Here is a 15,877-nt window from a genome sequence, read left to right on the forward strand (position 1 = left end):
AACCACAAAGCCTCAATTAAATCAAGGTATTGATTTACATTTGGTCTTATGCGCCGTGTGCTCGAAATACTAAGCAGTAGCCTCAACCTGACCTGGCAGGAATTCAAAAGCCATAAAATTCGCACCTTGCTGTCTTTGACCGGGGTGGCCTTTGGTATTTTTTGCATCATCAGCGTGCTGGCCACCGTCGACAGCCTCGAATACCAGGTGCAGAAAGACATCAAGGCCCTGGGCACCAATACCGTCTATATTGATAAATGGGTATATGCCGGCGGTCCGGACTATCCCTGGTGGCGTTATGTAAAACGTCCCTCGCCCACCTATGAAGAAATGCAGCTGGTTAAACAAAAAGTACCGGCAGCCGCCAATGTGGCCTTCAATATCAGCACTACAGGTTATGTGGGTTTTGAGAACGATGTGGTGAAAAATATCAATTATTATGGCATCACCGAAGAGTTTGTAAATATCCAGCCCGTAGAAATACAGCTGGGCCGCTACCTGCAACCGGCCGATTATGATTTTGCCGCCAATGTGGTGGTCGTTGGTTATACCGTTGCCGAAACCCTTTTTGGCAAAGCCGAAAAGGCCCCCGGCAAAACCCTTCTTCTGAAATCAGGCAAACGCGCTCTGGTGGTCGGACTGATCAAAAAACAAGGGAAAAGTTTTGTTGGCGGCTGGGAATACGACAACAGCATCCTTATGCCGCTTGGTTTTATGAAACAAATAGTGCGCGAAAAGAATAGCAATCCCGTCATCATGGTGCAGGGGAAGGAAACGGTGCCCATGGAACAACTGCGCGATGAACTCACCGGGGCCATGCGTTCCATCCGCAAATTAAGACCCACCCAGGAAGACGATTTTGCCCTCAACGATATCGACGCTTTCAGCAGTTTTGCCAGCGAGATCTTCGGTGGCATCAATAAAGGGGGCTGGGCCATTGCCACCCTCTCACTGGTCGTGGGCATGTTCGGCGTGGCCAATATCATGTTCGTGACGGTTCGTGAACGCACACCACAGATCGGTTTGAAAAAAGCCATCGGCGCAAAACGCTCGGTGATCCTGACAGAATTTTTGCTGGAAAGCGCTTTCCTATGCATCATGGGTGGATTACTTGGACTGATCATCGTATTCCTGCTCACCCTGGCCTCCCAGGCCATCTTTGGATTTGCCGTGTTCATTGCCCCCCGCATCCTCATCCTCGCGGTTTCCATCTGTATCATTGTGGGCGTATTGGCCGGTATTATACCTGCATCTATAGCCGCTAAAATGGATCCCGTGGTAGCGATTAGAAGCAAGTAAGCCAATTAGCTGATTTGCTAATATGCTGATGTGCTGATAAAAGCCAATTAGCTGATTTGCTAATATGCTGATGTGCTGATAAGAGCCAATTAGCTGATTTGCTAATATGCTGATGTGCTGATGAGAATATAGGGAGGTTAACATTTAATGGGACTTCTGCAGTGAAAGCATTAGCACATTAGCTAATCAGCACATTAGCTAATTATCACATTGCGCTTATATTTGCACAGTGAGTATTACAATTCTGGCTATCGAATCTTCCTGCGACGAAACATCCGCAGCTGTCATCCGGGATGGGGCCATCCTGTCGAATTTTATCGCCAACCAAACCGTGCATGAACAATATGGCGGCGTGGTGCCTGAACTGGCTTCCCGCGCCCATATGCAAAATATAGTTCCGGTAATTCAGGCGGCTTTACAAAAAGCAGCGCTCGCTCCAGGCAGTGAATCAACAGGTGAAGCTGCTGCTCACATGCTGTTGCAATCCGTGAACGCCATTGCTTTCACCCAGGCCCCGGGACTCATCGGTTCCTTACTGGTAGGGGCCCAGTTCGCCAAATCACTCGCGCTCTCGCTGAATGTACCGCTTATTGCCGTACACCATATGCAGGCCCATGTGCTGGCCAATCTGATCGAGGATCCCAAACCGGAATTTCCCTTCCTGTGTTTAACGGTCAGCGGCGGCCATACCCAGATCGTATTATGCGAATCGCCGCTTTCACTAAAAGTGATCGGCGAAACCATGGACGATGCCGCCGGCGAAGCCTTCGATAAATCAGCCAAATTGCTGGGCCTGCCCTACCCGGGCGGTCCGCTCATCGATAAATATGCCCGAGCCGGCAATCCCAACCGGTTCAAATTTCCCGAACCGCAGATCCCCGGATTGAATTTCAGCTTCAGCGGACTGAAGACCGCTATTTTGTATTTTTTGCAGGAGAATACCGCCGCCAATCCACGTTTTGTAGAAGAGAACCTGGCAGATATCTGTGCATCCATTCAGCACCGCATTGTATCTATCCTGCTGAACAAGTTGAAAGCCGCGGCCCTCACGACAGGCATCGATCAGCTCTGCATCGCCGGGGGCGTTTCTGCCAATAGCGGGCTGCGCCAGGCATTTACCGAAATGGGTGAAAAATACAAATGGAAGACCTTCATTCCCGCCTTTCAATACTGCACCGACAATGCCGCCATGATCGCCATGACCGCACATTACAAATATCTGGCAGGCGATTTTGTGGATCTCAGTGCCAGTCCAACCGCCAGGGCGGAATGGTGAGGGCAATGCTAATGTGCTAATGTGCTGATATGCTGATATGCTGATGTGCTGATTTGATGATGTGCTGATGTGCTGATGTGCTGATGCATAAGATCGGGCAATTCCTGAAAGATCGAAGCTCACCTGTTAGCAACCATTAACGCCTGTATTCAATTATCGAATTATCACACTATCGAATTATCACATTCATTACGCACGTTCAATTTTCATCTAACTTGCATCATTTGAATGCGACTCAATTAAATGGCCAACTCCTATTTTCAATTCAAACAATTTACGATCCACCAGGACCAATGCGCCCTTAAGGTTTGCACCGATGCCTGTATTTTCGGCGCATGGTTCTCAGCCAAGATCCCGCAATACGCCACTGTGCTCGATATCGGCGCCGGTACGGGCCTGCTCATGATGATGCTTGCACAACGCTCCCAGGCCGAGATCCACGGCATCGAGATCGACCTGGCCGCTTACAGGCAGGCAAAGGAAAATATCAGCCAGAACGCCTGGGCAACGCGTATGAAGGTATTTCCCGGCGACGCCCGCAGCTTCCGGTTCCCCCTGCAATATGATTTTATTATAACCAATCCACCTTTCTTCGAAGACGACCTGCCGTCTACGGATGACCGTGCGCAAACCGCCAAACACAGCAAACACCTCACCCTTGAAGAGCTGATCGACGTCATTTCCGGCAACCTGCAGCCACATGGCGCTTTTGGTATCCTGCTTCCCTACCACCGGTGGGAATATTTCCATACGCTGGCCACCCGGTACAGTTTCTCGCTCACCGAAAAACTGTTCGTAAAACAAAGCCCCCGGCACAACCATTTCCGCGCTATCCTGCATTATACCCGCCATCACGAGGATTTTTCACCCACCTTCGAACTGACCATCCAGGAACCCGATCGATCGTACACGCCGGAGTTTATGGAGTTAATGAAAGATTATTATTTGTATCTGTGAAGAAGTATGGAAGGAGGAAGGCGAAAAAAATAAGGTTTAAGGTGCTTTGCCTTTCCGGAAATGTGCGTAAGCCATTCATCACCAAAAAGACGGAAACTTAAACCTTAAACCATGTACTGTAAACTTTGAACTGTTAAGTGTGAACAACTGTGAACTGTGAACTTTAAACGGCGAACTGTTTTATGCCAATGCCCTCAAACCTGACATAAGTATAACTTGCCAAAATATTTTCCCCGTCCTTACGGGATTCATAGATGGCAAAAGGGTTTACGCCCACATATACGCCAAATGACCCGGCGTTACCCTGGTTGTCAGCAATCTCCACATAGTCCTGGTACAGCCCCGGTGTGGTCCAACGGATAGTGACATACAGGATGCCTGCTGCAGGATCGGTGTTTTGCGCCACTATAGTGCCCGAATATACGCTCCAGGTATAAGTTGCTCCTTGGGCAACCGGTGTGGCATAAAAAGTGTATTCAGATGTACCGATGATCGTGTTTTCACCGGTAATGGGAATGTTGGCCGAAAAAGCAGGGCTGCTGAAGGCCATCAGAACGAGGGCAAAAAAGGATAAGATGCTTGTTTTCATAAAATTTGTTTTGGTTAATGAGACAGGTTTAAAGAGAATGAAGATACCAGAAAAAGCATATCGCATACGCCGCACACTGCTCTAATTAGTCACCGGCTGTTGGCAATCTATCGTTTTCAGCACATAAGGGAAAACAATTAAACTTTATACGTTGATTACCAGTCAGATAAATAGCATTGTAATAAATATTCGTGTACTGTTGGTTAAAAATCGAATATTTGTTCATTCGTATTCGTTTGAAAAGCGGTGAAACACGCTGGTAAGCGACCAAGACCAAACCTTGTCTGATTGTTGATTCCCGTGTTAAAAACCGAAACATACATGAAAAGCAAACTGTGCATTTCTTTTCCTTTGCTGCCGTTCGTATTGCTGATTCTATTTGTTGCCTGTAAAAAAGGCAATCATTCAGATGCTAATACAGGTACTGATCCCGTTGAGACAGGCGTTGATTCATCGATCACAAAAATTGATTCAACCGGACTTTCAGCCGGCAATAACCTCTTAATAGTAAATGCTCCCCAATGCCCCAATGCGCCCAATTACGGGGATTCGATCGTTTTCACAAAACCGAGGAACGGCGGTGACAAATTTGTTGAACCGCTCAATAATGCAGGTGTTCAGGGCACCTATTTATCGTGGCCAGAAGGTCTTAAAATTAACAGAAATACAGGCGCCATTAATGTATCGCAAAGCGAATCCGGCGTTCGTTATAATATCGCTTTCATTAAAAAAGGCACCCAGGATACCTGTGTGAGCCAACTGATCGTGGCCGGTATGACCTACCTCGATCATATCTTTGTGCTTGACCAGCACGACACCCTGGCAAAACCGATCTTTAATGCTAACCCTTTTGGCGCTTCGATCTGTGATGCCAGTGATGACACGGATTATCCCGACAATAACAGCAACGGTAACAGCCGCTGCAGCTTCGATGACGCAGCCCCGGGCTCTAAAGCCAATGACCAGCATTTACGGGTACGCTCAACCAGCGGTATCATCAACCTGAAAAGATCAGTGGCTGAAGGGCTGTTCGGTACCAGCCCCCGGAACGGCGCCACCAGGATAATTCCCATCGAATACAAACTGAACGATGCCAGCCAGCGGGCAGTACAACGGCTTTCTGTGCAGGTGATCTACTACGACAAAGCCTCGAATATTCCTCTTAGCCTGCAGCAGGAAGTTTCCAATAAAAATCTCAGCATGTTCAATTACCGGGTAGTGAATGGCAAACCCAGACCGCCATTGCTGATCATTGCCGGCTTATTGCGTTAATATATATCTTCGCCACCCATGACAAAAATGGTGCGGGCAATTTTACAGGGACTAACATGGAAGAGCTGGCTGTTGCTGGCAGGCTGGATGGTGTGTTCGTACAACACCGGCAATCCAGACAACCCCCAGGCGCTGCAGGAGCTTTACCGCAAGGCCAATGCGCTGTTCAATACGCCCAACCCAACCGATCTTACCGATAGCCTGGCCCTCGACATGTTTCAACAGGTGCTCGACATGGCCAATAAACAGGGATCAGCACCTGATTCCATCTTGTTCTATACGCAGCTCAGAAAAGGCATCCTGCTCGATGTAGCTACCAACTATCCGCAGGCCATAACAGCTTACAGGCAGGCATATAGCATTAAACAACGCAATCCGCAATGGAGCGATTCCCTGCTGTTTGAAGTGGCGGAACACAGTGGTTCCGTGTATTATCACCTGAATAATTTTGATTCAGCCAGCTATTTCCTGCTGCTGGCAGAAAACCTCGCGGTACGATTTCCCAATGTGCCGGAAAAAGAACGGCTGTACAACGACCTCGGCGTACTCTACTACGAGAACGGCAATTATTTACAAAGCCGTAATTATTTCAGAAATGCCCTGGCCATCATTAATAAGAACCCGAAGAAAGATCCTGCCTGGGTGGTGAATATTGAGAACAATATGGCTGCCGCCAGTTATAAACTGGGACAATATCAGCAAGCCATTGCCATCTACCAGACGATCTGCTCCCGCAAGCTGTTCACCAGTCAGATCTTCCTTAATATGGGACTCGCCTATAAAGGCATGGGAAAATACCAACAGGCGCTGCAGTCCTTTTACCGCGTGAACGCCACTACCCTGCCCCAGGTATACAACGAACTGGCACATACGCATGGCTTGCTCCAGCGACCTGACTCGGCCGGCTATTACCTTACCCGCTTTGAAAAGGCGGCCGGCGCTACCGGAACCAACCGTATTTATACCGGCATGAATCATTTTTACCGCGCTGAATGGCTGGCACAACAACAACAATATCTGCCGGCCTTACAAAAACTGCAGCAGGCGATCATTATTTTCAGCGGTCATTTTCGCAATACAGATATATTTACTGATCCCACGCAGTTCACCGGCACTTTTACCTCGTACCGGCTCTTCGATGCCTTGTTTAAAAAAGCCGTTACATTCGAAGCACTGTACCGGCAGCAGCGCCAGGAAAAACAATTGCAGGCGGCCCTGAGCACCTATGGCAGCGCCATAGCCCTCTTGCGTTATATCGAAAAGAGCTACGATACCGACGAGGCCAAATTGTTTTTGAAAAAGAATAACCAGCAGGTGTATCAGAATGCGGTGCAGCTTTGCATGCAATTACATGCCCTGCATCCTGAGGCAGGCTATGCACAGCAGGCTTTTGAAATGGCCGAACGCAACAAGGCCTCGGTAGTATATAGCGGAGTAACTGAAAAAGGCATTCGCAAGATAACGGGTATCGATCCTGCATTGTTACAGCAGGAACGCAACATCAAGTATAACCTGGCCCGCCTGAGCATCAGAACCGATCAAACGCAGGACAGCGCTGCGCTTCTTGCCCTGGCCAATGAAAAAGCCCGGTACGAGCTGCAACTCGTACAGCTACAGCATACTATTGAGCAGCACAGTGGGTATTACCGCCTTAAATACAGCGATAGTTACCCCACACCCGACTCTATACGGCCATTGCTGCATGCCAACCAGGCAGTGATCAGCTTTTACGCCACCGGAAACAGCCTGCATGTATTTGTAATAACCCGGTCGGGCTTTCAACACAGCCGCATCGATTCTTTTGCTTCGATACAGGAAGCCACCCGGTCATGGCTGGCGGCTTTACAAACTACCGAAGCTGGCCGGCGTTTTAAGGGCGAGCCCTGGGGCGGGCAGCTCTACCGGCAGCTGGTAAAACCAGTGCAGGCGCTGGCAGGCAGTAAAAGCGAATGGATCATCATTCCCGACAATATCCTGTATTATCTGCCTGTTGAATCACTGCCGGCAGACAATAACCCAAATGGTAAAACGCTGTTAGAGACCAACGAGATCAGCTATCAGTTCTCTGCGCGGTTCATTACCGCCCGGCACAAGGGTCCGGCTGCAACAAAGACTTATGCTACCCTGGCCTTTGCGCCCTTTGCGCAAAGCGGTGAACGCTTTCCCCATGCAGATTATCCTTTTATGCAACAGCTGCCGGCTTCAGCCAAAGAGATCGCCCGGTTACCTGGCCGTTCATTCACCGGCGTGCAGGCTACCAAAGAACATTTTCTGCAATACCTGCCCCAATACCCGGTGGTGCACCTGGCCACCCATGCGATTGCAGATACGGGTAACAGTGCTGCCTCTTTCATTGCATTTTATCCGAAAGCCCAACAACCAGCACAGGACGCCCTCTACCTGGAAGAATTGTATGGAATGAATATGGAAAACACCCGGCTTATGATCGTGAGCGCCTGTGAAACGGGGCATGGACAACTCGTGACTAGTGAAGGGGTGTTAAGTCTCACGCGTGGATTTGCCTATGCGGGTTGCGCCAGCCTGGTAAACAGTTTATGGAAGGCCGATGATGAAGCCACGGCGGCCATCCTGCATCAGTTTCATCTTTATCTGCAGCAGGGATATAGCAAATCGAAAGCATTACGCCAGGCCAAAATCGATTACCTGCATAGCAATACATTGCATAAGTCGCCCAACTACTGGGCGCATTTGATACTTACGGGTGATCCGCGGCCATTGATAGAACCGGTCAGCTGGCGCCGGTGGTTGCTTGTAAGTGGCGGATTGGTGGCAGTAATCAGTTTGGGAATGATCTACTTCAAAAGGAGAAAAAAGTCGACGTGGTTTTCCTAGTAATACGGATTAAAAAATTGCTCTGATGTGTGTACTCCGGACTACAGCAGGTTCTGCGTTATCCTTCGTGATCGATGACGTCGACTTTTATACGTTTAGATCCGTGATCAGCGGATGAATGATTTTATAAAGAGCTGCATTTGGCGTTTTGTGATTTTGCTTTAAAGAAGGTAACCGGGGTCCATTGCTGGGTGCCCGGTTACCGACAGAAAACTAAATCATTGTGTAAATCAGGTCTGTTAAACGCTGTTTTCTCTGGCTATGTCATTTAGGGTTTAGAGATACGCTGAACGCAATACGAGGTCATACACGTTATCCACTTCAGGTGGACAGCGCATGTTAGCGTTCTGCGTAATATATATGTGACTGCATCGTGCCCAATGAATATTGTCACGAACGGGTTGTACAAAAAAATCGTGAAGAAAGAACCATCCAGGTTTCTCTGCTGTGGATCCTCCGCCTAAAGGCAGAGCACCACCCAGGTTTCCGATATCATGATCCGGTCTTCACGAATAGTGAAGCTCGTTATCCGTGAAGATGGAATCAAGCAGGTTTCTCTGTCGTCGATCTGCCGTTGGCGGATGCGCAGGTTTCCGATATCATGATCCGGTCTTCACGGATGGTGAAGCTATAATGTCCGTAAAGTAGGAACCATCCAGGTTTCTCTGCCGTGGATCCTCTGCACATAGGCAGAGCTCCACTCAGGTTTCCGATATCATGATTCAAATCCTTACGGATGACTAGAATATTCGTGAAGATGGAACCATCCAGGTTTCTCTGCTGTGGCCGTAACTACTGCCACCCAGGTTTCCGATACCATGATCCGGATCCTCACGAACGTAAAAAGAATTAATGTAAAGAGCTGGTTCTATTTAATAGTAATAGCTGACTGAACGAATGTAACCGCGAATGAAAAGTTTTTTTAAAAAATGTTTCAAACTAGCTGCCACCTTTGATCTTTATGATCTGTAGATCGATATTCCCGATCCGGGCAGCCTGTTCGTGGTACAAATGACCCTTATCGGCCCTGATCTTTTTCAATAAAGGAATGGCTTCGCGGGTATTACGATTGGCCAGGTAACTCAATGCCCCGTAAAACTCAGCTTCGTCCTGGTAAAGGTCGTCCCCTCTTTGGGTATTGTTGGCCATCACCTTGTTAAACAATCTTGACGCAGACGCGTAATTATGCAACTGCAGGTGCGCCATACCGGCCAGGAATAAGGTTTTATTGTCATTTAAGGAAGAAGAGCCAATGGTATTGAAGGCGGCGATCACAGCCTGCCAGTTTTGCTGGCGGTATGCCTGTTCTATATCAGTGATGGTTGCCTGCCCCCTGGTAGTTGGTAGTGTATATGCTATGAACGCGTCGTCATACATGCGTGTTGCGCTTACTGATAAATATTTATATACTCCGGCGCCCATCACGCAAAATAATAAGACTGCGGCCACCCGCATGATCGTACGCATTCGCATGCGCACGTTTTTTTTAGTAGATGTTTGTAATACCTCAACAGGTTGTATGGTGCGAAAATTTTCTTTTACCGCTGCTACCTGGTCATAGATGGCGGAATATTCCACTGCATCCACAGCAAGTTGCAGGAACTCCCATTGACGGCGTGTTTCCTGGTCGCTGTTGATCAGGGCTTCCATTTCCCGCATTTCCTTTTCTTCAAGGGCTCTGTCGAGGTAATTGATTAATAGTTGTTCGTTGCGGCCTTCCATATTAATCGGTCTGTTGGTTTACCATTTTGGCAATAACGGGATTTTGTTTTACCAGTTCCGTTAGCGCCTGCAGGCATTTATATTTTTTATTACGCACCACCTGCTCATTTTCATAAGGCAGGTGATGCACTATGTCTTTCATTGAGAGATTTTCATAATAGAACAAGGTGAGCAACTTTTTACAGGGTTCGCCCAATTTACCCAGCACCACCAGGAATTCTTGTTTTACTTCCCGGTTGGCAATGTATTGGCTAACGTCCATTTCGATACCCTCGCGATCTGTCTCAAACGCCTTTTCCCGGACACCGCTACGCGCTCTTTTTTTCAATTCATTCAACCACAGGTTTCGGGCGATGGCGGTTAAAAAGGTCTTTACACTGGCTTCTCCCCGGAATTTACCTTTCCTCACCAGGTCAATGAATGTGACCACCGTTTCCTGGAAGATATCTTCGGCGTCGGGCGCTGTCCCGCTATTAGCCAGGATAAAAGACTGAACCGTTTGTGAATATTGCTGGTAAATGAAAAAAATGGCGTTATTCAACTGATCCCCGCTTCCGATGGCAGCAAGCAGCTCGGCATCGGAATACATGTTGCCTTTTATCATTCTCCGTTATTAATAGTAAACGCCGGGTCTGGTTTTGTAACCGGCCTGAACACTTTTTTAAAGATTTTCAAAAGTTCCCTGTCTGTTGGGCGTAAAAATAACGCACGGAACATTATAAGCACATTAAAGTTTGTAGAATAACCCATCAAATTGATGGATGTCAACATTTTCCACCCGGAAATACAATCCAACGCCGGAAACCACTTTTACAATGATAGCCTGCTTTTAAGGCCGGCCGCCATGTCTGCGCCAAACGATCAATACAGGATTTTATTAAACGGACCATTTTCCAAACGCTCCCCCCAACTGCTGCTATTTCCGGCCTCTTTCCTAATGACCGGGCCGTAAAAAGCGTTTTTTATGCATGGGAATGAAGGGCAAGTCGATCTTTCGGAAAACGAATTCGAAAAATAAAGTTTCAGGTCATAAAGGTGAACACACTCCATGAAATCTCCATATATAATTCCTTTTCGTTCAAAAATGCACATCGTTGATTGTCCACTGTTCTAATAGGAAATACAAAGAGGCGCAGGAGTGAATTTTGCCAAAATGGCGAAAGCACAACCGAATAGGGCAAAACATGAATTGATTGATTTAGAAAATAATAACAAGGTAAGTAACTTGCATTCGGAATGTAGAATCAACCCGGGATCTTGCGAAGGGAGATTTGTAGCGCCCTATCCATGTCATAAATTGTATTGCTTATCCTTTAGCATGCAGCGTACAGTGCGCAAGCGTTATCCCTGACAAGTGGGCAACGGCTTGCAGTTGTATATTATCTGTTAAAACCAAAAGAATGGCAACGCAGTTCTGAATGAATGTGGCTGTGGACGCATATATGCCCGAGATAGATAGCATACGAATTCGTCACCATTCATTTAAACAGGCGTATATGCCAAGACAATATAAAAAAGGAGTATTGGAGGCAGTGAGATGGGTCAAAAAAAATATCGACAACCATCCCAACAATGGCACCAGCACGGCAGCAATGGCCCGTATAGCCGGTGTGAGCCGAAATGCGCTCCAGGAAGTATTCAAGGCAAAATATGGTACTTCCATTGGCCAATACAAATTAAACCTCCGCATGAAGCTGGCCGCACAACATCTTAAGACCGGTAAATCGATCAAGGAAACAGCCATCCTGTTACAGTATTCCTCCGCCAGCTCATTCTGTAATGCTTTCAGGAGTTTTCATGAGGTTAGCCCCACCGACTGGTTAAAAACACAAAAGCTGACTAACGCTAACAAACAGGCCAAATAGCTACTCTGCCCCGGCGCCATTGCATTCCAAAATACCACCTATGTAAGCCGTTCATACATGTATGGTACAAAACCAGATCTGCGGATAGCCAGGAAACTGTATTCACCGGCAAGGTCCTTACAGGTTGCCGACGCTATCGGCAGCTTCAATAACAAGCGGGGTATGACCAGAGCAGAAAAAGATATATATGCTTTCCTGGACGATCATTTAGGGATCTATGATAATCCCCATGGCATTGAGTTTATCATGAACATGGATGATTCGGTATTTGTCATTCATGGATTGAACCCGCCGCCCGAGCCCTATGCTGACTTTGGATTGTTATATCCCAGTGCTGCATTCAACACCTTTGTGAAAGATTTTAAGTTTGCGAACAGCCGCGCCCTGGCCACATTAACACCCGGGCATCTTTGGCAAATGTATTATGAAGGCAAAGCTGAGATCTATTGTACCCTGGTGGTAAAGATCATCTTTTATGCATTGTATTTCCGCCTCACCGGCCATAATACAATGATCGTACGCGATGAGAATGACCAGGAACACGAAATAGGCGAAGTATTTACCAGTCCACACCAGTTCCTGGAGTATACGCAAAGCCATTTTTTGCAGGACGAAGGATGACCCTGGTTAAGCCCTGACCTCACCATTAAACCGGCCGGAACATGACCAATGATGAAAAAAGAGTTAAACAACATGTGCTGGAGGCAGTTCATGCCTTTAAGGGGCTTCTTGACGACCACCGTTATAATGGCGATTCTGCAGTGCAACTATCTGCGCAGTTCGGTGTGAGCCGCAATGTGCTACAGGTAACTTTCAAGCGGAAATATGGCATCGGTATCCGCGACTATAAGATGAAACAACGTATGGAGCGGGCCCGCCAGTTACTGGAATCGGGCAAGGATGTAAAGGAAGTGTCGATGTTACTCAATTACACGCAGCCACGCGCCTTCACTGCTGCATTTAAGAATTATTTCGGCGTTACCCCTACTGTTTTTGCGCATAAGTCGCCGGGTGGGTGAACGTATCCCCAAGTCTGATGTACATAAACCCAGTCTTTTTTCAACTTCCGGCTTAATAAAAATCTCGCTTAAATTGACATTAGTCAATAATTTTTCTGACTGTCCGCGCTCAAACTTTGTTCGGGATGGTACCCGATAAGTGCCGGGATGGCTCCCGACTTTGTTTTGGTCTTCTTCGGGTCTACACTAGGGAGACCGGGTGTTTTCCCGGAGAAATCCCGAAGCCGTACCGAAGAAAGCTGGACGAGAACCCAGCACAATACCACCGCCATTCTGCAGACAACCTGAAGCAAACCAATACTTTACCAACAGACTTCTTCGTTAATTCCTGAGGGTATTGTTTCCATCACTTAGGCTATAGCGTTAGAGAAAATGTTTAGCATATCTATTTGATGGAAACATCAAATCAACATAGATCGGCCATTCATCAGCGTTCTATATCGATATAGATTTTATTTAAATTACGGTTCATGTTCATGGCAAATAAAAGCAGCTTATTTTGTACTTATAGAGCTATTAAATGGTGGCGACGCTTTGAGTAACACGAACATATACCAGGCCAATAAACCTATCATGGTTCAACGAGATACTGTCTGCAGGGCATTACTCCACCACCCATTCATGAATACCCGTAGCAAATTCAGCCGGCAATTGTACTTCCAGTTTGAGCGCATGTGTTGTTACCGGCTCAAAACGCACCTCATTGTATTTATCTTTCGCTATTTCATAACCAGTCGTATGCTTTACCGGCAGCCATTGCCCATCCTTATTATAATAGACCGTCCATTTTGCCGGAATGCGGCAACCGCCCCAGGGACCGTCATCGAACCAGTACACCTTGCAGGACGATACCGTACGTTCACTGTTAAAATTATATTGCACCCATTCAGTTGTGTTCTTTTTTGGCCACCAATGAAAGTAAGGCAAGGAATTGTCTTTTGAATCGGCTGGCTCCAGCTGGTCGTGCACTGCCATCAAACTTCTTGACTGGATGCTAGCTGTTGCCTTACTCGTGTATGCAACCGTTGGCGCCGGCTGGGGGCGGGCAACCGCCTGTGTATAGGGGATCCAGACCTGCATCTCCCCCGCACCCCGGTTATTCCAGGCATAATAGGGTATCGCGGTAACGGTTTGCGCACTGGTGATCAATGCAGTGGTATTCAGCTGGCGTTTGGAACCGGTACCGCGCATGGTGATAACATTGATGCCACCGAGCAGGCTATCTGCATAACGCACCTGCACATGTGCATTCTTATCTACGACAATATTCTGTACGAGGCTATCCTTGTTATCCCAGCCTTCGAGACAATATACGACGGGTCCCACCTGCAGGGCAAAGCGGCCTTCATCGGCCTTTACTTTTTCATTGGCATACACATGTTGCGGCTGCATCGGCAGGTTGAGTGCGACCTTGTCTCCTTTTTGCCAGCTGCGTTCCAATACTGCATAGCCTTTTACCATTTTAGCGGCAACCGGTTTTCCGTTTACCGTTATAGTAGCGTAACCCGGTTTATCAGTAGTTGTATAAAGATCGCCGGGAACCGGTTTCCCTTGCGCCCAGCCTGGAATGCGGATATGCAGGGCAAAAGCAGTTGGTTTGGCCACATCTATTCGAATGGCGACCTGTCCCTCCCACGGATAATGGGTGGTCTGTGTCAACCGCACCTTGCCGGCCGGTAATGTAATGGTGCTGTTATTACTCATGAACAGGTTTACATACAGATCATTTTTATTCTGTGCATATACATAACCTGGCACAGAGGGCAGGAAGCGGGTCATATTCGAGATACAGCAGGCGCAGGAAAACCAGGGACTGCGGTCATGCTGGCCAACCGAAGCAAGCGGATTCGGATAAAAGAACCGGGTGCCGTTCAGCGACATGCCCGACAATAATCCATTGTACAGGGTCCGTTCCAGCACATCGATGTATTTAGCATCGCCATGCAGCAGGAACATCCGGTTATTCCAGTACACATTGGCAATGGCGGCACAGGTTTCGGCATAGGCGCTCATATTCGGCAGATAAAATGCGTCGCCAAACGCCTCGCCATTATTGGTAGCGCCAATTCCGCCGGTTATGTACAGCTTCTTCGTCACCACATCATTCCAGATGGCGTCAATGGCTTTCAGGTAGGCGGTATCGCCGGTGAGCGCCGCAATATCGGCCATACCGCTGTACATATACGCTGCCCGTACCGCATGGCCTACCGCTTCTCTTTGATCTACCACCCGTTTATGGGCTTGGTTATACGCGTCGCCTGACGGACCGCGTACATCCAGGAAGAATTTGGCAAGGTCGAGGTATTTTCTGTTGCCGGTAATGCGATAGAGTTTGGCCAGTCCGGTCTCGATGATCTGGTGTCCCGGGTAGATCTCCAGTTTGCCCCAGCCAAAATCTTTTACCAGCAGATCGGCATTCTTGAGGGCAATATTGAGCAGGTTCTTTTCTCCCGTAGCATTGTAATGAGCATAAGCCGCCTCGTATAGATGGCCGCTGTTATACAATTCATGGCTTAATACTGAATCTTTTACCCAGCGCCTGTCGCCGATCCATTCGTGTGGTTGAGCAGGTTTAATGGTTCGGAAAGTGAACAGATAACCATCGGGTTCCTGTGCTCCGGCAATAATATCGATCAATGAATCGAGGTATTGGGAAAGTGCAGCATTAGGCGCCACCTGCAAAGCGTAAGAAGCGCCTTCGATCCATTTGTACACATCGGTATCGTCGAAAGTGAATTGGGAGCAGACTTTATTTTCCCGCTTGCCCGCCGCTGCCAGAAAATTATCGATCCGCCCATGCTTTTTACACATCTCCAGGATATAAGGAATAGTCACCGTAGCATTTACGTTCATCTTCGGTTGCCAGAAGCGGTCGGTCACTTTCACCTGCGTGAAAGGCACCGGTTGTATAGGATAGTCTTTTATCTGCGCCACGCTTGCTAAAGGCAGTAATAACAGAAGTATGTTTTTTATGACCATGATTCATTTTTGTTTGAATGGAGGTATATACAGGGTTGCGGGGTGA

The 15,877-nt window shown here is 47.7% G+C and carries 12 protein-coding genes; 8 read left to right on the forward strand and 4 right to left on the reverse strand.

The window, feature by feature from the left end; all coding sequences use genetic code 11:
* Window positions 1-48 precede the first annotated feature (48 nt).
* The 3 genes from JT717_RS08935 to JT717_RS08945 all read left to right on the forward strand — a co-directional run bounded on the left by JT717_RS08935 (window position 49) and on the right by JT717_RS08945 (window position 3,532).
* Entirely contained in the window at window positions 49-1,299 is a 1,251-nt protein-coding gene (locus tag JT717_RS08935) for an ABC transporter permease (RefSeq protein WP_205509880.1), read from the forward strand.
* A gap of 229 nt (window positions 1,300-1,528) precedes the next feature.
* Entirely contained in the window at window positions 1,529-2,575 is a 1,047-nt protein-coding gene (gene tsaD / locus JT717_RS08940) for a tRNA (adenosine(37)-N6)-threonylcarbamoyltransferase complex transferase subunit TsaD (RefSeq protein ID WP_205509881.1), read from the forward strand.
* Between the two features lie 243 nt (window positions 2,576-2,818).
* Window positions 2,819-3,532 (forward strand): tRNA1(Val) (adenine(37)-N6)-methyltransferase, encoded by a 714-nt coding sequence (locus JT717_RS08945; protein ID WP_205509882.1) that lies wholly within the window; start codon window positions 2,819-2,821, stop codon window positions 3,530-3,532.
* Window positions 3,533-3,695: 163 nt separating this feature from the next.
* Here the strand turns inward: JT717_RS08945 and JT717_RS08950 are convergent, their stop codons facing one another.
* Entirely contained in the window at window positions 3,696-4,121 is a 426-nt protein-coding gene (locus JT717_RS08950; protein ID WP_205509883.1) for a hypothetical protein, read from the reverse strand.
* Between the two features lie 321 nt (window positions 4,122-4,442).
* On the opposite strand from JT717_RS08950, the gene JT717_RS08955 reads away from it, so the two are divergent.
* On the forward strand, window positions 4,443-5,393 hold the full coding sequence (locus JT717_RS08955; protein ID WP_205509884.1) for a hypothetical protein: 951 nt from the start codon (window positions 4,443-4,445) through the stop codon (window positions 5,391-5,393).
* A gap of 18 nt (window positions 5,394-5,411) precedes the next feature.
* Window positions 5,412-8,246 carry a CHAT domain-containing protein gene (locus JT717_RS08960; RefSeq protein ID WP_205509885.1) on the forward strand — a complete coding sequence of 945 codons (2,835 nt, stop codon included), beginning with the start codon at window positions 5,412-5,414 and terminating at the stop codon, window positions 8,244-8,246.
* Between the two features lie 939 nt (window positions 8,247-9,185).
* Here JT717_RS08960 and JT717_RS08965 read toward each other — a convergent pair.
* Both JT717_RS08965 and JT717_RS08970 read right to left on the reverse strand, forming a co-directional pair.
* Window positions 9,186-9,968 carry a hypothetical protein gene (locus tag JT717_RS08965; protein ID WP_205509886.1) on the reverse strand — a complete coding sequence of 261 codons (783 nt, stop codon included), beginning with the start codon at window positions 9,966-9,968 and terminating at the stop codon, window positions 9,186-9,188.
* A 1-nt stretch (window position 9,969) separates the two neighbouring features.
* Complete coding sequence (locus tag JT717_RS08970) at window positions 9,970-10,572, reverse strand: RNA polymerase sigma factor (RefSeq protein ID WP_205509887.1); 603 nt, start codon at window positions 10,570-10,572, stop codon at window positions 9,970-9,972.
* Window positions 10,573-11,464: 892 nt separating this feature from the next.
* Here JT717_RS08970 and JT717_RS08975 point away from each other — a divergent pair.
* From JT717_RS08975 to JT717_RS08985, 3 genes are read left to right on the forward strand one after another with little or no spacing between them, the layout of a single operon-like run.
* Complete coding sequence (locus tag JT717_RS08975) at window positions 11,465-11,833, forward strand: helix-turn-helix domain-containing protein (RefSeq protein WP_205509888.1); 369 nt, start codon at window positions 11,465-11,467, stop codon at window positions 11,831-11,833.
* Window positions 11,834-11,890: 57 nt separating this feature from the next.
* Window positions 11,891-12,454, forward strand: a complete 564-nt coding sequence (locus JT717_RS08980; protein ID WP_205509889.1) for a hypothetical protein — start codon at window positions 11,891-11,893, stop codon at window positions 12,452-12,454.
* A 41-nt stretch (window positions 12,455-12,495) separates the two neighbouring features.
* Window positions 12,496-12,852 carry a helix-turn-helix transcriptional regulator gene (locus JT717_RS08985; protein ID WP_205509890.1) on the forward strand — a complete coding sequence of 119 codons (357 nt, stop codon included), beginning with the start codon at window positions 12,496-12,498 and terminating at the stop codon, window positions 12,850-12,852.
* 603 nt (window positions 12,853-13,455) lie between these two features.
* Here JT717_RS08985 and JT717_RS08990 read toward each other — a convergent pair.
* Window positions 13,456-15,831, reverse strand: coding sequence for a glycoside hydrolase family 127 protein (locus tag JT717_RS08990; protein WP_205509891.1), 2,376 nt, complete (start codon window positions 15,829-15,831; stop codon window positions 13,456-13,458).
* Window positions 15,832-15,877: the final 46 nt, after the last annotated feature.

This window comes from Longitalea arenae, assembly GCF_016924755.1.
In the GTDB taxonomy this organism is placed as follows: Bacteria; Bacteroidota; Bacteroidia; order Chitinophagales; family Chitinophagaceae; genus Niastella; species Niastella arenae.

Coding starts and splice junctions, on each gene's coding strand:
- JT717_RS08935 (WP_205509880.1), top strand. CDS start 49: ATGCGCCGTGTGCTCGAAATACTAAGCAGTAGCCTCAACCTGACCTGG.
- JT717_RS08945 (WP_205509882.1), top strand. CDS start 2,819: ATGGCCAACTCCTATTTTCAATTCAAACAATTTACGATCCACCAGGAC.
- JT717_RS08950 (WP_205509883.1), bottom strand. CDS start 4,121: ATGAAAACAAGCATCTTATCCTTTTTTGCCCTCGTTCTGATGGCCTTC.
- JT717_RS08955 (WP_205509884.1), top strand. CDS start 4,443: ATGAAAAGCAAACTGTGCATTTCTTTTCCTTTGCTGCCGTTCGTATTG.
- JT717_RS08960 (WP_205509885.1), top strand. CDS start 5,412: ATGACAAAAATGGTGCGGGCAATTTTACAGGGACTAACATGGAAGAGC.
- JT717_RS08965 (WP_205509886.1), bottom strand. CDS start 9,968: ATGGAAGGCCGCAACGAACAACTATTAATCAATTACCTCGACAGAGCC.
- JT717_RS08970 (WP_205509887.1), bottom strand. CDS start 10,572: ATGATAAAAGGCAACATGTATTCCGATGCCGAGCTGCTTGCTGCCATC.
- JT717_RS08975 (WP_205509888.1), top strand. CDS start 11,465: ATGCCAAGACAATATAAAAAAGGAGTATTGGAGGCAGTGAGATGGGTC.
- JT717_RS08980 (WP_205509889.1), top strand. CDS start 11,891: ATGTATGGTACAAAACCAGATCTGCGGATAGCCAGGAAACTGTATTCA.
- JT717_RS08985 (WP_205509890.1), top strand. CDS start 12,496: ATGACCAATGATGAAAAAAGAGTTAAACAACATGTGCTGGAGGCAGTT.
- JT717_RS08990 (WP_205509891.1), bottom strand. CDS start 15,831: ATGGTCATAAAAAACATACTTCTGTTATTACTGCCTTTAGCAAGCGTG.